At 70.0% G+C, this 18,602-nt stretch carries 20 protein-coding genes; 7 read left to right on the top strand and 13 right to left on the bottom strand.

The window, feature by feature from the left end; translation table 11 throughout:
- Positions 1-97 precede the first annotated feature (97 nt).
- The 3 genes from JUB11_RS05530 to JUB11_RS05520 form a co-directional block, all read right to left on the bottom strand.
- On the bottom strand, positions 98-2,257 hold the full coding sequence (locus JUB11_RS05530; RefSeq protein ID WP_247886864.1) for a polysaccharide biosynthesis tyrosine autokinase: 2,160 nt from the start codon (positions 2,255-2,257) through the stop codon (positions 98-100).
- Between the two features lie 321 nt (positions 2,258-2,578).
- On the bottom strand, positions 2,579-3,208 hold the full coding sequence (locus JUB11_RS05525) for an ActR/PrrA/RegA family redox response regulator transcription factor (protein WP_247886863.1): 630 nt from the start codon (positions 3,206-3,208) through the stop codon (positions 2,579-2,581).
- On the bottom strand, positions 3,205-4,545 hold the full coding sequence (locus JUB11_RS05520) for an ActS/PrrB/RegB family redox-sensitive histidine kinase (RefSeq protein WP_207456993.1): 1,341 nt from the start codon (positions 4,543-4,545) through the stop codon (positions 3,205-3,207). Before JUB11_RS05520 ends, JUB11_RS05525 begins: the two co-directional genes overlap by 4 nt.
- 150 nt (positions 4,546-4,695) lie before the next feature.
- Here JUB11_RS05520 and JUB11_RS05515 point away from each other — a divergent pair, with 150 nt between their 5' ends.
- The 6 genes from JUB11_RS05515 to JUB11_RS05490 all read left to right on the top strand — a co-directional run bounded on the left by JUB11_RS05515 (position 4,696) and on the right by JUB11_RS05490 (position 9,967).
- Positions 4,696-5,484: an ABC transporter ATP-binding protein gene (locus JUB11_RS05515; RefSeq protein ID WP_207456985.1), complete on the top strand. Its 789-nt coding sequence runs from the start codon at positions 4,696-4,698 to the stop codon at positions 5,482-5,484.
- Entirely contained in the window at positions 5,471-6,301 is an 831-nt protein-coding gene (locus tag JUB11_RS05510) for an ABC transporter permease (protein ID WP_207456983.1), read from the top strand. The genes JUB11_RS05515 and JUB11_RS05510 overlap by 14 nt, the downstream gene beginning before the upstream one ends.
- A gap of 91 nt (positions 6,302-6,392) precedes the next feature.
- Positions 6,393-7,523: a UDP-3-O-(3-hydroxymyristoyl)glucosamine N-acyltransferase gene (gene lpxD / locus JUB11_RS05505; RefSeq protein WP_207456981.1), complete on the top strand. Its 1,131-nt coding sequence runs from the start codon at positions 6,393-6,395 to the stop codon at positions 7,521-7,523.
- Complete coding sequence (locus JUB11_RS05500) at positions 7,520-7,801, top strand: acyl carrier protein (protein ID WP_207456979.1); 282 nt, start codon at positions 7,520-7,522, stop codon at positions 7,799-7,801. The genes lpxD and JUB11_RS05500 overlap by 4 nt, the downstream gene beginning before the upstream one ends.
- 5 nt (positions 7,802-7,806) lie before the next feature.
- Complete coding sequence (locus JUB11_RS05495; RefSeq protein WP_207456977.1) at positions 7,807-9,027, top strand: beta-ketoacyl-[acyl-carrier-protein] synthase family protein; 1,221 nt, start codon at positions 7,807-7,809, stop codon at positions 9,025-9,027.
- Between the two features lie 94 nt (positions 9,028-9,121).
- Positions 9,122-9,967 carry an AraC family transcriptional regulator gene (locus JUB11_RS05490; protein WP_207456975.1) on the top strand — a complete coding sequence of 282 codons (846 nt, stop codon included), beginning with the start codon at positions 9,122-9,124 and terminating at the stop codon, positions 9,965-9,967.
- Between the two features lie 3 nt (positions 9,968-9,970).
- Here the strand turns inward: JUB11_RS05490 and JUB11_RS05485 are convergent, their stop codons facing one another.
- From JUB11_RS05485 to cobS, 4 genes are all read right to left on the bottom strand, one after another.
- Positions 9,971-10,564 (bottom strand): LysE family translocator, encoded by a 594-nt coding sequence (locus tag JUB11_RS05485; protein ID WP_207456973.1) that lies wholly within the window; start codon positions 10,562-10,564, stop codon positions 9,971-9,973.
- A 7-nt stretch (positions 10,565-10,571) separates the two neighbouring features.
- Positions 10,572-10,982, bottom strand: coding sequence for a DUF2000 domain-containing protein (locus JUB11_RS05480; protein ID WP_207456971.1), 411 nt, complete (start codon positions 10,980-10,982; stop codon positions 10,572-10,574).
- A gap of 101 nt (positions 10,983-11,083) precedes the next feature.
- The gene (locus JUB11_RS05475) at positions 11,084-11,716 is read right to left on the bottom strand and encodes a histidine phosphatase family protein (protein WP_207456969.1); all 633 of its coding nucleotides are present in this window, start codon (positions 11,714-11,716) and stop codon (positions 11,084-11,086) included.
- Positions 11,717-11,726: 10 nt separating this feature from the next.
- Entirely contained in the window at positions 11,727-12,503 is a 777-nt protein-coding gene (gene cobS / locus JUB11_RS05470; protein WP_207456967.1) for an adenosylcobinamide-GDP ribazoletransferase, read from the bottom strand.
- 456 nt (positions 12,504-12,959) lie between these two features.
- Here cobS and cobT point away from each other — a divergent pair, with 456 nt between their 5' ends.
- Positions 12,960-13,988, top strand: a complete 1,029-nt coding sequence (gene cobT / locus JUB11_RS05465; protein ID WP_207456966.1) for a nicotinate-nucleotide--dimethylbenzimidazole phosphoribosyltransferase — start codon at positions 12,960-12,962, stop codon at positions 13,986-13,988.
- 45 nt (positions 13,989-14,033) lie between these two features.
- Here the strand turns inward: cobT and ychF are convergent, their stop codons facing one another.
- The 6 genes from ychF to JUB11_RS05435 all read right to left on the bottom strand — a co-directional run bounded on the left by ychF (position 14,034) and on the right by JUB11_RS05435 (position 18,482).
- Positions 14,034-15,134 carry a redox-regulated ATPase YchF gene (ychF, locus tag JUB11_RS05460; protein ID WP_207456965.1) on the bottom strand — a complete coding sequence of 367 codons (1,101 nt, stop codon included), beginning with the start codon at positions 15,132-15,134 and terminating at the stop codon, positions 14,034-14,036.
- Between the two features lie 126 nt (positions 15,135-15,260).
- Positions 15,261-16,367, bottom strand: a complete 1,107-nt coding sequence (locus JUB11_RS05455; protein WP_207456964.1) for a GGDEF domain-containing protein — start codon at positions 16,365-16,367, stop codon at positions 15,261-15,263.
- Positions 16,368-16,473: 106 nt separating this feature from the next.
- Positions 16,474-17,079, bottom strand: a complete 606-nt coding sequence (gene pth / locus JUB11_RS05450; RefSeq protein WP_207456963.1) for an aminoacyl-tRNA hydrolase — start codon at positions 17,077-17,079, stop codon at positions 16,474-16,476.
- Between the two features lie 97 nt (positions 17,080-17,176).
- Positions 17,177-17,782 carry a 50S ribosomal protein L25/general stress protein Ctc gene (locus JUB11_RS05445; RefSeq protein ID WP_207456962.1) on the bottom strand — a complete coding sequence of 202 codons (606 nt, stop codon included), beginning with the start codon at positions 17,780-17,782 and terminating at the stop codon, positions 17,177-17,179.
- Between the two features lie 149 nt (positions 17,783-17,931).
- Positions 17,932-18,231: a CcdB family protein gene (locus tag JUB11_RS05440; protein WP_207456961.1), complete on the bottom strand. Its 300-nt coding sequence runs from the start codon at positions 18,229-18,231 to the stop codon at positions 17,932-17,934.
- The gene (locus JUB11_RS05435) at positions 18,231-18,482 is read right to left on the bottom strand and encodes a type II toxin-antitoxin system CcdA family antitoxin (protein WP_207456960.1); all 252 of its coding nucleotides are present in this window, start codon (positions 18,480-18,482) and stop codon (positions 18,231-18,233) included. The genes JUB11_RS05440 and JUB11_RS05435 overlap by 1 nt, the downstream gene beginning before the upstream one ends.
- Between the last annotated feature and the right edge of the window lie 120 nt (positions 18,483-18,602).

The following is an 18,602-nucleotide window of genomic DNA, read 5'->3' as shown; positions in this document are numbered from 1 at the left end:
GAGGGAATGGCATGGCCGTTGCGTGGAAGGGAGCCGTGGAGAGACGCGACGCCCCCTCCTTCCTCGCCGGGGAAGGAGGGGGCGTGGGGCCGGCCCGTCAGTTCGCGTAGTAGCGGCGGTAGCCGTGATAGCGGCCGCTGTCCGGGAACTCGTACTGGGCGTGGCGGCGGATATCGACCTGGCTCAGCAGGACGCCGACGACCTCCCCGCCCGCCTCGACGATCTCCTTCAGGCCGGCCATCGCGGTCTCGCGGTTGGTCTTGCCCCAGCGGACGATGAAGACCGTCTGGTCGGCGAGTGCCGCCAGCAGCTTGCCCTCCGACACCGCCAGAACCGGCGGCGAGTCGATGATCACCCGGTCATACTCCAGCGCCAGGCGCGAGATGAGCTGGTGCATGCGCGACGAGCCCAGCATGTCCTGCGGCAGGGAGGAGCCGCTGCCGGACGCGATGACATGCAGGCCGGTGCGCGGGTCGGTCTGGATGACCTCCGACGGGGCGGCCTCGCCCGACAGCACCTCGTAGAGACCGCGCTTGTTGTCGAGGCCCAGCATGCCGTGCAGGCCCTTCCGGCGCATGTCGCAGTCCAGGATGATCGTCTTCTGGCCGGCGTTGGCGCAGACCCGCGCGAAGGAGGCGGCGATGGTGCTCTTGCCCTCGCCGGGGACCGAGGAGGTGAAGAGGATCACCTTCTGGCGCCCGTCCGGGTTGGCGAGCAGAAGCGAGGTGCGCAGGTTCTGCATCGATTCGGCGAAGGCCGACAGCGGCTTGTCCAGCGCGTAGGCCGCGGGCGAGCCGCGCAGGCGGCTCATCTGCGGGATGGTCGGGACGAGCCCCAGGCCGCGCACGCCGGTGGCGCTCTCGAACTGGTGCGGGCTGCGGTAGCCGCCCTCGAAGCGCTCGCGCAGGATCGCCAGCAGCACGCCGAGCGTCGCCGAGGCGAGCAGGGCGAGCAGCACGATCATCTTCTTGTCCGGTGCGGAGGGCTGGAGCGGGATGCTGGCGGCCGAGGCGATGCGGGCGTCCGCCTCCTGGATGTCGGTCTGGGAGGTGACCTCCTGGAAGCGGGTCAGCATGGCCTGGAGCATGGTCTGCGCGGTTTCGGCCTCGCGCTCCAGCGTGCGCAGGTTCACGGCGGCGGCCTGCTGGGTGTCGCGCTGGGCCGAGAGCTGGTCCAGGCTGGCCTTCAGCGCGCCCTCCCGCGCCCGCGCGACCTCGACCTCGTTGGAAAGGTTCTGGACGATCTTGCCGGCCTCGATGCGCATCTGGCTCTGCAGGTCGCCCAGCTCCTTCTGGAGCGAGACCAGCGTCGGGTGGCGCGGCCCGTAGCGGTTGGCGGCGTCGGCGATCTGCCGCTGCAGCGTGACCTCCTGCTGGCGCAGGGCCTGGATCAGGGGCGAACCCATGACGTCGCCGATGACGCCGGCGCCGCGCGCGCTGTTGCTCAGCGAGGCGACCTCGCGCTGCTTGGCCTCGGCCTCCTCGCGGGCGGTGCGGGCCAGCATGTAATTGGTGTTCAGCTCGCCGAGCTGCTGGGACAGCACGGTGTTCTCGCCGCTGGTGCCGGTCAGCCCGCTCTGGGCGCGGTAGGTCTCGACGGCGTCGCCGGCGGCCTTGGCGTCGGCGCGCAGTTCGGAGATGCGCTCCTCCAGCCAGGCGGTGGCGCGCTGGGTCGCCTTGAACTTCTCGTCGAGCTGATCGACCAGATACAGCTCGGCGATGGTGTTGGCGACCAGCGCCGCCTTGCGCGGATCCTCGCTGTCGAAGTTGATCGCGATGACGTAGGAGCGGCCCTGCGGCCGGACCGCCAGATTGTTCAGCACGGTGTTGACCACGCCGGTCTTCTGGTTGGCGGCCTTCTCCTGCTCGCTCAACTCGACCGCCGGGGCCGCGCCGCTCACCGCGCCCATGACGGAATCGGGGATCAGGTTCCTCGGGTTCAGATAATAGAACCAGTCCGTCTCGGGGGGGCGCAGCGACGCGTTGAATTCCGGGTCGTTCATCAGCGCCAGCTTGTCCACGACCTTCTCGGCGAAGGCCGGCGACTTCAGCACCGCGACCTCGCTCTGCATGGAGCCGAGTTCGGTGCTGAGGCCGGACATGACCTGCTGGAAGTCGACGATCGTGTTCTGGCGGTTGTCCAGCATCACCAGCGCCTCGGCCGTGTAGATCGGCGTCATGCGCATGGCCGCGACGGTCGCGATGCCCGTGCCGAGAAGGATGGCGGTGCCGATCAGAAGCTTATGGCGCAGCAACATTCCCACGGTGCGCCGTGCCGCGGTCGTGGTGGCGGCGGACACGTCGAACGGGACCGAGCCATTTTTCCGCCGCGCGGGTTGTTCTTGAATTTCCTGTGTCGCCAAAGCGGAATCCTCCTCACCTGCCGTCGACGCCCCCGTCGGGACGTACCGGCCCCAACAACGTCAGCCTGGGGCTACCGTTTCACGGGCGCGGCGGAGCATCCGGTGAGGAAGACGTTCTCTTTGGGTAAGCTGAGGGAGAGTCTGTCCGTGCGGGCGGAGAATGGCGGCCCGTCCATCCCTTATAAGGAGGTGGGTGACCGCCATCAGGGTAGGGCTCTAATCCCTTGGCGCGTGCTTGTTCAGGATGCGCTGCAGCGTGCGGCGGTGCATCTTGAGGCGGCGGGCCGTTTCCGACACGTTGCGCTCGCACTGTTCGAAGACGCGCTGGATGTGTTCCCAGCGGACGCGGTCGGCGGACATGGGCTGGTCGGGCGGCGGCGGCAGGGGCCGGCCGTCGGCCAACAGGGCCATTTCCACCGCGTCGGCGTCGGTCGGCTTTGGCAGATAGTCCACGGCCCCGGCCTTCACGGCGGCGACGGCCGTGGCGATGTTGCCGTAGCCGGTCAGCATCACGATGCGCGCGTCCGGACGGGCGTCGCGCAGGGCCTGGACCACCTCCAGCCCGTTGCCGTCGTCCAGCCGCAGGTCCACCAGCGCGTAGGCCGGTGCGGATTCCTGGGCCACCTCGATGCCGAGTTGGACCGTGCTGACGTCGACCACGTTGAAGCCCCGCTTCTCCATCGCGCGTGCCAGGCGCGTGCGGAAGGGCGTGTCATCGTCGACGATCAGCAGGCTGCGGTTGACGTCGCCCGTGAAGGTCAGCTTCTCGTCGGGAACGGCCTTCACGGGGTCTGCCCCGGTTCCGGCCTCTGCCGCGTCTCTGTCCACGATAGCGTTGTCGCTCATGATCTAGGGCCCGCCCACCACGCGTTGTCGGATTCCAGCCTGTGGCGGTCCCACCCTACGGTAACGTAGGCACCGCCGCTATGGATATTCCCATAAGTAATGGTTGCGCCCGTTTTCTCCAAAAGCGTTTGCGCGATGAAGATGCCCAAACCCATGTGGCCCGACCGGTCGGCGCGGCTGGAGAGATAGGGCTCGCCGATGCGGCCCAGCAGATGGGCCGGGAAGCCGGGACCGTCGTCCATCACCGTCACGGTGACGGTCCGCGCGTCCCAGCCGGTGATGGCGGTGACGCGGCTGCGCGCGAACTGGTGCGCGTTCTGGATGAAGTTGCCGATGCCGTGCACGATCTCCGGGCTGCGGCGGATCACCGGCTCCTCGACCTCCGGACCGGCGTCGGCGGGCGGTCGGCTTTCCACCACGAATTGGATGTGGCCCAGCCGGTGCGGGCCGCCCGACGCCTCGATCAGGGTGGAGACGGGCAGCCGCTCGAACGGGTCGCCGCCGTCGGCCTCCGGCTTGCGGGCGAGTTCCGCCAGGATCTCGCGGCAGCGTTGCGACTGGCTGAGCAGAAGCGCCACGTCCTCGGCATGCGGGCTGTCCGGCGGCAGCTCGCGCGCCAGCTCCTTTGAGACCAGCGCGATGGTGCCGAGCGGCGTGCCCAGCTCGTGCGCCGCCGCCGCCGCCAGCGCGCCGAGGCTGGAGAGGCGCTGCTCGCGCACCAGCGCCACCTGGGAGGCGGCGAGCGCCCCCGCGAAGCGCCGCGCCTCCTCCGCCATGCGGAAGACGTAGCCGGCGATGAAGACCGCCGACAGCGACAGCGACAGCCAGATGCCGAAGGCGTAAAGCGGCGGCACCGGCTGCCTGGGCTCCGGCCAGGGCAGGGGGAAGTGCCAGAGCGCCAGCACGGTCAGGCAGATCAGGTTCAGCGCGGTCAGCAGCATGACGCTGCGCTGGGACAGGATCGCCGCCGCCACCGTCATCGGCGCCAGCAGCAGGATGACGAAGGGGTTCGACAGCCCGCCCGTGAGATAGAGCAGCAGCGACAGCTGCAGCATGTCGTAGCCGAGATAGAGGGCCGCCTCTGGGTCGGCGAGCCGCAGCCGCCCGCCGCGCTGCGCCGTCGCCACGAGGTTCAGCAGCACCGAGGCGCCGATGGTCGCCAGCACCGGCCCCAGCGGCATGGGGAAGTTCAGCATGAATTGCACCGCCAGCACGGCGGCGGACTGGCCGAGGATGGCGACCCAGCGGATCAGGATCAGCGTGCGCAGGGTCACGCGCCCGTCCATGGCGGCCGGGGTGGAGGACGGCAGCTCGACCGCGCAAGCCGTCCCCTCCATCTGAAAACCGTCCCCGCCGGGACTGACGATCAAAGGCATCGGCCCACGTTCCCCTTCCAACCCCATTCCCGGCACCGCGCGATTCTTCGTGACGTGCGCGGGCATCGGCCGGGCTGGCGTTTCGCGCAGCACCGGCCATATTCAACGGTCATGAACCAGTATGCCATCAAGGCCGAGGGCCTGACCAAACGATTCGGGTCCCCAACGAATCCGGTCGTCGCCGTGGACGCCATCTCCTTCGCCGTCCCCGGCGGGTCGGTGACCGGCCTGCTCGGGGGCAACGGGGCCGGCAAGACCACGACCATCTCCATGCTGCTGGGGCTGCTTCTGCCCAGCGAGGGGCGGATCGAGGTGCTGGGGGCGGACATGGTGCGCCAGCGCCACCGCGTCCTGCCGCGCATGAACTTCTCCTCTCCTTATGTGGAACTGCCGCACCGGCTGACGGTGCGCGAGAACCTGACCGTCTACGGCCATCTTTATGGCCTGTCCGGCGTGGCGGCGCGGGTGCGGGAGCTGGCCGCGCATCTCGAGCTGACCCGCTTCCTCGATCGCCCGTCCGGTGGCCTGTCCGCCGGGCAGAAGACGCGGGTGGCGCTGGCCAAGGCGCTGCTGAACCGGCCGGAACTGCTGCTGCTGGACGAGCCGACCGCCTCGCTCGACCCGGACACGGCCGACTGGATCCGCACCTATCTCGAGGAGTACCGGCGGGAGACCGGCGCCACGATCCTGCTGGCCTCCCACAACATGCTGGAGGTGGAGCGGCTGTGCGACACGGTCCTGATGATGCGCCAGGGGCGGATCGTGGACCGGGGGGCGCCCGTGGCCCTGCTGGCGCGCTATGGCCGCGGCTCGCTGGAAGAAGTCTTCCTCGACATCGCCCGTGCCCGTGGCACCGCCAGCGGCGCGGACAAGCCGGAGGCCGCCGATGCCGCCGAGTGAGGCCTTGGGCATGGAGCTGTCCGGCTTCTCGCCCCGGCGGGTCGGGGCCATGGTGCTGCGCTACTGGTACCTGCTGCGCGGGTCCTGGCCGCGTATCCTGGAGCTGGCCTACTGGCCGACGCTCCAGATGATCCTGTGGGGCTACATCAACCAGTTCATGGCCGGCAACAGCAGCTGGGTGGCGCAAGGGGCGGGCGTGCTGGTCAGCGGCGTGCTGCTGTGGGACGTGCTGCTGCGCGGCCAGCTCGGCGTCTCCGTCTCCTTCCTGGAGGAGATGTGGTCGCGCAACCTGGGCCATCTGTTCGTGACGCCCTTGCGCCCCGGCGAATGGGTGGCATCGCTGATGGTGATGAGCCTCTTGCGCACGCTGATCGGCGTCGCGCCGGCGGCGCTGCTGGCCATTCCCCTCTTCGGCTATTCCGTGTTCGACCTGGGCCTGCCGCTCGCCCTCTTCTTCGTCAACCTCATCCTGATGGGATGGGCCATCGGGCTGGTGATCATCGCGCTGATCCTGCGCCACGGCATGGGCGCGGAAGGGCTGGCCTGGATCGCCGTCTTCACGCTCGCGCCGGTCAGCGCGGTCTACTACCCGGTGAGCGTGCTGCCCGGATGGCTGCAATGGGTGGCGCTGTCGCTGCCCTCCACCCACGTGTTCGAGGGCATGCGCGCGGTCCTGTTCGACGGCGCGGTGCGCTGGGACCATCTGGCCTGGGCCTTCGGCCTGAACGGGCTGTTCATGGCGGCTGGGGTGACGATCTTCCTGCGTGCCCTGCACCGGGCGCGGGTTCGCGGGGCGCTGCTGCAGACCGGGGAGTAGCAGGCGCCGGGCGGCACCGAGGCGCTTCGCCCGCGCCGGTTATCCATGCTAGCGTCGCGGCCCCTCCACTGCCCCGGACTCCGTTCCCGCCATGAAGCTCTCCGAGATCGCCGCCGCCCTGGACGCCCGTGTCGAGGGCGACGGTTCCATCGAGATCCTGCGCGCCGTCCACCCGTCCGAAGCCGAGGGGCCGGGCGACCTGGCGCTCGCCATGGACAAGGCGCTGCTGGCGCTGCTGCCCGGCAGCAAGGCCCGCGCCGCCGTGGTCGCCGAGGGGGCGGAGGTTCCGGAAGGGCTCGCCGGCCTGATCGTCGTCAAGCGCCCGCGCTTCGCCATGGCGGGGCTGCTGGACGTCTTCGAGAAGCCGGTCCACGCGGAGCCCGGCGTGCACCCGAGCGCCTTCGTGGCGCCCGACGCCGTGCTGGGGCAGGGCGTGTCGGTCGGTCCCTTCGCCTATGTCGGGCCGCGGGCGGTGGTCGGCGACGGCACCATCGTCATGCCGCAGGTCACGGTGGGGGCGGAGGCGGTGATCGGCCGGGACTGCCTGCTGCATCCCGGCGTGCGCGTCGGCGAGCGGGTGGTGATGGGCGACCGCTGCATCCTCCACCCCAACGCCGCCGTCGGCAACGACGGCTTCAGCTTCGTCACGCCGGAGCCGGGCAGCGTCGAATCGGCCAAGGCGACCGGCCGGGTGGTCGGCACCAACGTGCTGATCCACCGCATCAACTCCATCGGCACGGTGATCCTCGGCGACGACGTGGAGATCGGCGCCAACGCCACCATCGACCGGGGCACGGTGAAGGCCACGCGCATCGGGTCCGGCACCAAGATCGACAACCTCGTGCAGATCGGCCACAACGTGGAGATCGGCACCAACTGCATGTTGTGCGGCCATGTCGGCGTCGCCGGCAGCACGGTCATCGGCGACCGGGTGGTGCTGGCCGGCAAGGTCGGGGTGGCCGACCATGTGCGGATCGGCAGCGACGCGGTGGTCGCCGCCAACTCCGGCGTCGGCACCGACATCCCGCCCAAATCCGTCTACATGGGCTATCCGGCGGTGCCGCGCGCCCGCGCCTTCGAGCAGTACAAGGGGCTGGCGCGGCTGAAGCGGCTCTTCGCGGAAGTGGCAGACCTAAAGAGCCGGGTGAAGGCGCTGGACGGGCGCGATAGCCTGCCCGTCGGCAGCAACGCCGCTGGCGCGCCACCGGAGGGCAGCGAATGACGGAACTGGTTGAGGACGTCCTGACGATCATCGCCGAGAAGGGCCGGGTCGGGCGCGAGCGCCTCGTCCCTGAGGCGCGGCTCATGGAGCTGAACATCGCCTCGCTGGACGTGATCGAGATCATCTTCGCGCTGGAGGAGCGGTTCGACATCGAGATCCCCTTCAACGCCAACGACGCGGCGAGCGGCTTCAACACCGTCGGCGACGTGATCGGCGCGGTGGAGCGGGCGGTGGCGTCCCCGAAGGCCGCCCCCTCCGCCACCCCGTCCGCCGCCTGATCCCCATGGCGCAGACCGGCACCGGGATCGCCGTCACCGGTATCGGCGTGGTGTCGCCGGTCGGGATCGGGCTGCCGGCCTTCGCCGAGGCCCTGTTCGCGGGGCGCCCGGGCATCGGTCCGCTGACTCTCGTGCCGACCGAGCGCCTGTCGGTGCGCATCGCCGCCGAGGTGAAGGGCTTCGATCCGGCGGCGCTGTTCGACCCCGCCCGCCTCGGGCTGCTCGACCGAGCCGCGCAGTTCGCGCTGGCCGCGGCACGGGAGGCGGTGGCGGCGTCGGGCCTGTCCTTCGACGCGGAGCTGGGCGCGCGGACCGCGACCATCCTCGGCACGGGCGTCGGCGGCATCTCGACACTCGACGACAGCTTCCACCGCCTCTACGCGCAAGGGTCGAACCGGCTGCACCCCGTCACGGTGCCGAAGCTGATGATCAGCGCACCGGCCTCCCACCTGTCCATGGAGTTCGGGCTGACCGGCCCGGCCTTCATGACGAGCAGCGCCTGCGCCTCGGCCGGGCACGCCATCGGCATGGCCTGCCAGATGCTGCGCGCGGGCATGGTGGACGCGGCGCTGACCGGCGGCACGGACGCCGCCCTGACGCTCGGCTCGCTGAAGGGGTGGGAGGCGCTGCGCGTCGTCAGCCCCGACGGCTGCCGGCCCTTCTGCCGCACCCGCAACGGCATGGTGCTGGGGGAGGGCGCGGCGGTCCTCGTGCTGGAGCGGATGGACCGCGCCCGCGCCCGCGGCGCCGAGATCCTGGGGGAGATCGCCGGCTTCGGCATGTCGGCGGACGCCAAGGACATCACCGCCCCGGACGCCGCCGGCGCCGGCCGCGCCATGGCGGCGGCCCTGACCGATGCCGGGCTGGCGCCCGAGGACATCGGCTACGTCAACGCCCACGGCACCGGCACCACCGCCAACGACGCGACGGAGGCCCGCGCGATTCACGGCCTGTTCGGCGATCACGCGCGCCGGCTGATGGTGTCGTCCAGCAAATCCATGCTGGGCCACGCGCTGGGCGCCGCCGGTGCCCTGGAGGCGGCGGCGACGCTGCTGGCCCTGCGTCATGGTGTGGTGCCGCCGACCATAGGCGTGGTCGAGCCCGACCCGGCATGCGCGCTGGACGTCGTGCCGAACGAGGCGCGGCAGGCTTCCATCGGGGCGGCCCTGTCCAACTCCTTCGCTTTCGGCGGGCTCAACGCCGCGCTGGCCTTCCGGCGGGTGTGACCGCGCGCGTGATGGCGGGCGGTTGAAAAGGCCCGCGATCCGCGCGATCCTGGGGCTACCCGCAACGCTCCCCACAACGTCCTTGAGGTCCGGCATGGCCCGCCCGGTGTCCGATCTCCACCGCTTCTGGCGCGATCCCGCTCTTCCCTTCCTGGAGGCGCGCGAGGTCGCGGACGGGCGCGACGTCTGCTACGGCCTGCACAGCCACCCGACCTTTTCCATCGGCCTCGTCACCGGCGGGCGCAGCGAATACCGGAACGGGCGCGCCCGGCACGAGGCCGCACCGGGCACGGTCGTGCTGATGAACCCGGAGGAGGCGCACGCCTGCAACCCGCTCCAGGACCTGCCCTGGTCCTACCGCATGCTCTACGCGGACGTGCCCTGGCTGACGGAGATCCAGCAGGGCGGCGGTTTCCGGCCCTATGGTGCTGTCCTCAGCACCGATCCGGCGCTCTACGGCGCGCTGAACGGGCTTTTCGACCGGCTGTTCGACGGGACGGCGGAGGTGTTGGAAAAGGAATGCGCGGCGACGTCCTTCTTCGCCGGCCTGCACCGGCGGTTGGAGCAGGGCGGCGAGCAGGCCCGGCGCATGGACGCGGACGGGACGCCCGCCGGTCTGGAGCGCGCGGCCGACTTCATCACCGCCAACTGCACCGAACCCCTCCGGCTGGCGGATGTCTGCGCGGCCTCCGGGCTTTCGCCCTCCTATCTGGTGCGCGCCTTCAAGGCCCGTTACGGGCTGACGCCCCACGCCTATCAGGTCAACCGCCGCATCCAGTACGGCCAGAGGGAGCTGCGCCGCGGCCGGCCCATCGTGGAGGTGGCGCTGGAGGCCGGCTTCGCCGACCAGGCCCATTTCCAGAGGGCCTTCAAGCGCCACCTCGCGGCGACGCCCCGCCAATACGCCGTCACCGGATACGCCGTCGCCAGGGCGGCCTGACCTCTACGGGATCGTCGTGTAGGCGGCGCCGGCGGCGAGCAGGACGGCCATCGCGCGGTTGAACAGGCGCATCCGCCCCGCGTCGGCGAAAAGATGCCGCAGGCGGGCGCCGGCATAGGCCCAGGCGGCGATGGAAGCGTAGCAGACCGCGAAATAGACCGCCGCGAACAGCAGGATGCGACCGGTGCCCTCGCCGGCCCCATAGGCGCTCATCCCGGCGACGGCGGCGATCCAGGCCTTCGGATTCAGCCATTGCAGCGCGGCGCCGTGCAGGAGCGACGGCGGGCGCACGCCGGCCGGTCCCGAGACGGCGCCCCCGGCCCTCCAGAGCGTCCAGGCCATGTAGAGCAGAAAGGCCGCCCCGGCCCAGCGCGCGGCGTCGGCCGTGGCCGGCCAGCGGGCCAGCAGTTCGGCAAGGCCGAAGCCGGACAGCAGGAGGAGCAGCGTGAAGCCCACCGTCGCCCCCGTCACATGGCGCAGGCTGGCGCGGAAGCCGTGATGGACGCCGCTGGCCAGAGCCACGACGTTGACCGGACCGGGCGAGATGGAGGCGGCCAGGGCGAAGGAGCCCATGGAGAGCCAGAGTGCGGTCGACATGGCGGGCCTACTTCATCAGGGGCAGGTTGCCGGTCAGCGACCGGACGAGATCGGCGGGGCCGTGGACGCACAGGCCGAGGTAGCGCAGGCCCTCCTGCGGGGTTTCCGCCAGCCGCGCCGCGTATGCGTCATAGCTCTTGGCCTGCTGCGCCGCGTCGGTCACGCCGATCAGCCCCAGCCCGGCGGGCTCCTGCGACGCCGCCCGGCCACGCAGGGCCTTCAGCCCCTCGGCGTCCGCGGCCAGGATCGGCATGACGACGGAGGTGATGCCCCGGTGCCGGTTGCCGTCGGCGTCCCGGACGTCGGGGCCGACCAGGTCGGGCCGCTCCATCCCCAGCGTCATGGCGAGGATGGCGGCGGTGTTGGCGACGAGCCCCTGCGGCAGGCTCCGGTCGATGATGAAGGCGCAACGTGTCACGGCCGTTCCCTTGAAGGTCTGTTCCTCCGGGGAAGATCGGCGAGGCGTGGGGTTGCGGTATTGAAGGAAATTGCCCTGGGTGCGAAGCACCTTTCCGGTTCTCAGAAAGGACGGGCGGGCATGTTGGCGTTGACGGTCACCACCCGCCAGACGCCTTCGCCGCCGGGCAGGGCGATGTGGTCCAGCCGGGTCAGCGACAGTGTGTTCACCGCCACGCGCAGGGCAGCCTCGGGCGTGAGGTCCAGCGCCAGGGCGAGAGCGGCGCGGATCGAACCGCCATGGATCACGGCGACATGGTCGCGCCCGGCCCCCTCCGCCGTCAGTCGGGGCAGGGCGCTGGCGACGCGCGCCATGACCTCGGCGAAGCTCTCGCCACCCGGCGGACGTTCCGTCGCCGGGGCGGCCCAGAAGCGGCGGGCCTCCTCGGGGAAACGGGCGCTCACCCCGTCATGGGTGAGCCCCTGCCAGGAGCCGAAATGCTGCTCGGCCAGTTCGGGCACGGCCAGCGGGTCCCGGCCGCCCAGCGCCTGGGCCGTCTGGATGGTGCGTCGCAGATGGGTGGCCACCCAGCGCGCATCCTCCGGCAGGACGGCGGCGAGCGCCGTCAGGGCGGCGCCGTCACCGAGGTCGGCGGGCGGGTCGTCCTGCCCATAGATCAGCCCCTCCGGGTTGAGGACGGGAGCGTGGCGGATCAGCCACCAGCGCGTGACGCCATCCATCATACTGTTGCTCATTGGGGGCCGCTCATCGCAAGGCCGTCAGGGTGAGCAGCACGGCGGCCTCCGCCACCTGCTGCGCCGCGCCGAACACGTCGCCCGTATGGCCGCCGATCTGCCGCCGGGCGAGTGCCGCCACCGCCCAGCCGCCCAGCGCCGCCGCTGCCAGGGCTGCGGGCGCCGCCATCCCCAGAGCCGCCGTCGCGATTGCGGCGGACAGGGCGAGCGACAGGGCGACGGTTCCGGTTCCCGGCCGGCCCTGCCGCGCGGCGAGCCCGTCGGCGCGGGCCGGAGCCATGAGCCGTGCCATCACCGCCATGCCGCCGCGCGACAGCGCGCCGGAGGCGGCCAGCGCCAGCACGGCCTCCAGCGGCCCGGCCAGCGCTGCGAGAGCGGCGGCGCGGATGCCCACGGAAAAGACGATGGCGAGCACGCCGTAGCTGCCGACGCGGCTGTCGCGCATGATCTCCAGCTTGCGGGTCCGGTCGCGGCCTCCGCCGAAGCCGTCGGCGACGTCGGCGGCCCCGTCCTCGTGCAGCGCCCCGGTGGCCCAGGCCATCGCCGCCAGCGCCAGCAGCGCCGCCGCCAGCGGCGGCAGGTTGGCGAGCAGGGCCAGCGCATGGACCCCGCCGCCCAGCAGCCCGACCCCCGCCCCGACCAGCGGGAACCACCCCATCGACCGCGCCTGCGCTCCCTCCGCCGGGGCGCCGCGCAGCCGCAGGGGCAGGCGCGTCATGAAGACGACCGCCAGGGCCAGATCGTCGGTCCAGCGCGGCGCGGGCGGGGCAGGGTGGCTGTCGGGCATGGTGCTTCCGAGCAGGGAAAGGAGCCTGGCGAAGGAATGCCCTGAACCACCGCATCCCCCTTCAGGGAATGCGTTTCACACAGGTGCGGAGCAGAAGCTGTTCGGAAATCAACAACTTACGCGTCATCCCCGCGAAAGCGGGGATCCAGGCCTTCCCAATACGGCAGCATCGGGACTGTTCTGGATCCCCGCTTTCGCGGGGATGACGGAAGAGTGTTCTTCTTCGACCAACTGCTGCGAGGCGACCTGTGCGACTCCCGCTCTCAAGGGAGAGAGAGCCAGGCACTCGCTTCGCTTAAGCGTTGCTTCCGAGTAAGCCAAGGGCGGTTGCCCTGCAACGTCTTTGACACAGCTATCTGGCGGGCGGCCCGTCCGCCGCTTTGACAGGGCGGCACCTTTGGTCCAAGGTCCGCCCGCTTTTTGCCCCGCAATGCCCGGAACTCCCCAGGAACTCCCATGAGCAACCCGCAGCCCGCCATCAGCTTCGAGGAAATCCGCTCCCTTCTGCGCAACCTGCCTGGCCCGGACCTCGACTCCGGGACGGCGGCGCTCCAGCGGGAGCGGCAGCTCACCAAGCCGGCGGGCTCGCTCGGCCGTCTGGAGGAGCTGGCGCAATGGATGTCCACCTGGCAGGGCCAGCACCCGCCCGACCTGCGCCGTCCGCGCATCGCGGTCTTCGCCGGCAACCACGGGGTGGCGGCGCGCGGCGTCTCGGCCTATCCGGCGGAGGTCACGGCGCAGATGGTCGCCAACTTCCAGAACGGTGGCGCCGCCGTGAACCAGCTCAGCGAACAGGCCGACGCCGACCTGCGCGTCTACGAGCTGGACCTGGACAACCCCACCGCCGACTTCACCCAGGGTCCCGCCATGGGCGAGGAGGACTGCTGCCGGGCCATGGCCTATGGCATGATGGCGGTGGAGATGGGGGTCCAGCTCATCGCGCTGGGCGAGATGGGCATCGGCAACTCGACCTCGGCGGCGGCGCTCTGCGCGGCGCTGTTCGGCGGCGACGCCCGCGACTGGACCGGGCGCGGCACCGGCGTGGACGACGAGGGGCTGGCCCGCAAGGTCGCGGCGGTGGAGGCGGGCCTCGCCGCCAACCCCGAGGCCAAGGACGATCCACTGGAGGCCCTGCGCCGCCTCGGCGGTTACGAGCTGGCGGCCATCGCGGGCGCCATCATGGCGGCGCGCATGGCGCGGGTGCCGGTGCTGCTGGACGGCTTCGCCTGCACGGCGGCGGCGGCGGTGCTGCACAAGGCCGACCCGCGCGCGCTCGACCATTGCGTCGTCGGCCACCGCTCGGTCGAGCCGGGCCACAGCCGGCTTCTGGAGATCATCGGCAAGGAGTCGCTGCTGGACCTCGGCATGCGGCTGGGCGAGGGATCGGGTGCCGCACTCGCCATCAACATCGTCAAGGCCGCGGTCGCCTGCCACTCCGGCATGGCGACCTTCACCCAGGCGGGCGTCAGCGGCCGGAAGGACTGAAACGAGCGGCGCTTCCCTCCGGGGAAGGAAGCGCCGCCCCGGTCCTTACACGTTGAAGCGGAAGTGGAAGATGTCGCCGTCCTGTACGACGTATTCCTTGCCTTCCTGGCGCATCTTGCCGGCGTCCTTCGCACCCTGCTCGCCGCCGAGCGTGACATAGCTGTCGTAGTCGATGGTCTCGGCGCGGATGAAGCCGCGTTCGAAGTCGGTGTGGATGACGCCCGCCGCTTCCGGGGCCTTGGCGCCGCGGCGCACGGTCCAGGCGCGGGCCTCCTTCGGGCCGACGGTGAAGAAGGTGATCAGGTCCAGCAGCTGGAAGCCGGCGCGGATCAGCTTGTTCAGGCCGGTCTCCTCCAGACCCATGGAGCCCAGGAACTCGGCCTTCTCCTCGGCGTCGGTGAGCTGGGCGACTTCGGACTCGATGGCGGCGGAGATCACGACCATGCCGGCGTTCTCGGCCGCCGCCTTGGCGGCGACGCGCTCGGTGAAGCCGTTTCCGGTGGCGGCCGAGGCTTCTTCCACGTTGCAGACGTAGAGGACGGGCTTGGCGGTCAGCAGCATGAACTGCTTGAAGACCGGCTTGTCCTCCTCGCTCAGCTCGACGACGCGGGCCGGCTTGCCGTCCTGGAGGACCTTCAGCGCGCGCTCCATCAGGTCGGCCTTGACCTTGGAGTCCTTGTCGCCGCCCTTGGCCTTCTTCTGGAGGCTGGTGATCTGGCGTTCCAGGCTCTCCATGTCGGCCAGCATCAGCTCGGTCTCGACCACCTCGGCGTCGCGCAGGGGATCGACGTTGCCTTCCACGTGGGTGACGTCGTCGTCCTCGAAGCAGCGCAGCACATGGACGATGGCGTCCACTTCGCGGATGTTCGCCAGGAACTGGTTACCCAGCCCCTCGCCCTTGGAGGCGCCGCGGATCAGGCCGGCGATGTCCACGAACTCGAGCTGGGTCGGGATGATCTTCTGCGACTTGGCGATGTCCGCCAGCTTGTCCAGCCGCGGGTCGGGCACGCCGACGCGGCCGACGTTCGGCTCCTTGGTGCAGAAGGGGAAGTTGGCCGCCTCGGCCGCCTGGGTGGCGGTCAGCGCGTTGAACAGGGTGGACTTGCCGACGTTCGGCAGGCCGACGATGCCGCAGTTGAAGCCCATGGGATGCTCGCCGTCGTTCGGGGAAGGGGCTGTTTGCCCGGATTGGGGCGCTTTATCCACCTTACCGGCGCAAAGCGCAAGCAAGCGCCGCCTTTCCGGCGCGCCGAAGGCCGTGGAAGCCCGTTTTCAGACGGCGACGACCCGGTTGCGCCCGGCTTCCTTGGCCGCGTAGAGGCGGCGGTCGGCGAGCGCGAAGAGGGGATCGAACTGGCTGGCCTCGCGCGAGGTCTGGGCGGCGCCGATGCTGACGGTCAGCGGCACGAGCCCGCAAGCCAGCGCCAGCGGGCTGTCGGCGACGAGCTGGCGGACCTTTTCCGCGACCATGGCGGCCTGATGCGCGCTGGTTTCCGGCAGCAGCAGGGCGAACTCCTCGCCTCCCAGCCGGCCGACCACGTCGTGGCGGCGCGTGTTGGCGGTCAACAGCCCCGCCATGTGGCGGATGGCGGCGTCGCCCACATCGTGCCCGTGCCGGTCGTTGATCTTCTTGAAATGGTCAATGTCGAGGACGAGCAGGCTGATCGGCGCGCCCGTCCGCCGGGCGCGCGCCAGCTCCGTCTCGAAGCGGTCGCGGAAGCCGCGCCGGTTCAGGAGGCCCGTCAGCGGGTCGGAATTCGCCGCGTCCTCCAGCAGCCGGTAGGTGTCGGCCCGGCCGTTCTCGTAGAAGAAGATCAGGATCGTCATCACGGCGCTGGCGCTGACGGCGTTCATGATGGCCGTGCCGCCATGCCCGTCGGAGGTCAGGGCCGCGCCGAGGCCGAGTCCCCCGAACAGCAGCGCGTCGAAGGCCAGCACATGGTACAGCCCGATCCTCGGGCCGTGCAGGAACAGCGGGATGGCCGGGAACAGCAGCGCCCAGACCAGCGACGAATCGGCGGGCGGGCTGGTCAGGACCACGGTGAGGACGACGGTGCCGACGAGCGCCGACATGGCGCTGGCGATCCGGTCGATGCGGGCGCCCCGCCGCAGGGCGATCCAGCCGATGCACAGGCCGATGGCGGCTGCCGCCTCGACGGCGGCGTGGAGATGGTAGCCGGTGACCAGCGCGTCGACCGCGGCGAAGAGGGCGCAGACCGTGAGGCTGCCCAGGAGCAGCCAATGGGCCAGCACGAAACGCCGCCGGAGCACGGGGTTCCCCATGCGGTGGCGCGTGCCGACCGTCGCGATGTCGTTGTAGGCGGAGAGGGTGCCGCGGATTCGCGATGCAACCCGGCTCTCCACCTCGCGGAAGCCCATGTCCTGCTGCGTGCCCGAATGTCGATGAAGCCCACAGAGTACAGCCGGGGCTCACCCTCAACAATCTGGCCAAGTCGCTAGAACGAAAGTCGTAACCGGCCGCCCTTTATTTCGGAGGAGGGGCTTTCGGCGCCCGTTCCTTCACGGGCTGCGTGGCGACCGCCACCTTGTTCATGAAATTCTCGGGCTGGCCCTGCGCCATCAGGGGGAAGGCGTCGGCGACCGCGTCGATCAGCGGGTCGAGCCAAGCCTGTTCCGTTTTCGAGAAATCATGCAGCACGTAGCCGGAGACGAGGTCCTTGTCGCCGGGATGGCCGATGCCGAGCCGCACCCGCCAGTATTCCTTGCCGATGTGAGCGTCGATGGAGCGCAGCCCGTTGTGGCCGCCGTGCCCGCCGCCCTTCTTGACGCGGACACGGCCGGGCGGCAGGTCCAGCTCGTCATGGATGACGACGACGTTCTCCGGCTTCAGCTTGAAGAACTGCATCGCCGCCGCGACCGACTGGCCGGAATTGTTCATGTAGGTCAGCGGCTCCAGCGCCAGCAGCTTGTCGCCGCCGACCGTGCCGTCCGCCGTCTGGCCCTGGAAGCGCTTCTTCCAGGGGCCGAAGCCGTTGCGCCGGGCGATGGCCTCCACCGCCATGAAGCCGATGTTGTGCCGGTTGCGCGCGTATTCGGCGCCGGGATTGCCGAGCCCCACGAGCAGCAGCATGGCCCATACCCTCGAAGCTGTTGGGACGGAAGAACAGTCTGCAAAAACAAACAGGGGGCCGAAGCCCCCTGTCCGTCCGAAACGCGGTGCCGTGCCCTTAGGAGGCGGCGGTCTCGTCGCCAGCGTCGGACTTCATGCCCGACGGAGCGACGATGGTGGCGATCGTGAAGTCACGGTCGGTGATCGTGGACGTCACGCCGGCCGGCAGCGTCACGGCCGAGATGTGGATCGAGTCGCCCACATCGAAGCCCTCGCACGAGACGGTGATGTGCTCGGGGATGTTGTCGGCGGCGCAGGTCACGTCCAGCTCGTGGCGGACGATGTTCAGAACACCGCCGCGCTTCAGGCCCGGGGACTTGTCCTGGTTGACGAACTCGATCGGCACCTGGACGGTCGTGCGGGTGTCGGCCGACACGCGCAGGAAGTCCACGTGCAGCGGCACGTCGGTGACCGGGTGGAACTGCACGTCGCGCGGCAGGACGCGGTGCGTGGCGCCGTCGACGGTCACGTCGAACAGGTGCGTGAAGAAGCCCGGCTTGTGCAGGATCTTGGTGAACTCGAACTTCTCGAGCGAGATGTTCAGCGGCGTCTGCTTGCCGCCGTAGATAACCGCCGGAATACGCCCGTCACGGCGCGTCTGGCGGGCCACCCCCTTGCCGGCCCCAGCGCGCGCCTCGGCGCTCAGCGGGAAAACGTCGGTCATGATGTGCTCCTCAAAACGAAAAGGCGCCAGCCTCCAGGGGTGCTGACGCGTGGGCGCGTGCTTACGCCAAAGGGGTGCGTTTCGTCAAGGAAAAGAGCTTGATTTCCATGCATCGGGAGCAGGGCTGGTTGCCGCAGCGAGTCCGCCGCTCAGAAACCCTGCATGAGGAGGTCCACGGCATCGACGATTTCGTCATGGTGCCGGGCGAGGTTCGCAATGGGCTGTCCGAGGGAAGAGGTTGGAACGGCGGCCAAATACTGGATCACCATGATAACCTCGTCATCGCCGACCCTGAACCGTGGATTCAGAGTTTTTGCGGGCACCGGTGCGTTTGATGGCGGCAGGAGCGGGGCGACAACGCGCGTGTTCAGGCTCTCGAGAAAATCCGCTTGCAAGTCGAGCAGGTAGCCGGGACCATCGGCATTCCTGTACACGTCGAAGCGCGCCATTAGAATTGCCGGTGCCTTCCCAAGGGGAGCCCCTGGGTTTCGACATACCGGTTCGAGCTTTCCAGGGCTTCCTTGTTGTCCCTGAGCCAGATTTCGGCCCGCTTTTCGGCGATGGCATGGGCCAAGCCTGCTTCCGCAGCCTGGGATGCCTCCACCTGAAGCTCTTTGGCCTGAGCGAGGAGATCCTCATCGACCGGAAGATTCGCGGCCCGCTTGGGTCCGTCCTTCACGCGACGCAAAGATGACCGCATTGGCGCCTCCAAACCGATGCGCAAGCTTGTGCGCAGGAACACGTGTCCGTCAACGGCGGCGCAAGGAAAGAGGCCCCTCTCCCGGCGGGAGAAGGGCCTTTTTCGAAGGCGTGGCGCTAA

Source organism: Azospirillum sp. SYSU D00513, from assembly GCF_017356015.1.
In the GTDB taxonomy this organism is placed as follows: Bacteria; Pseudomonadota; Alphaproteobacteria; order Azospirillales; family Azospirillaceae; genus Azospirillum.
Note: the sequence above shows the minus strand (reverse complement) of the source record. Positions and strands in the feature narration are given on the sequence as shown.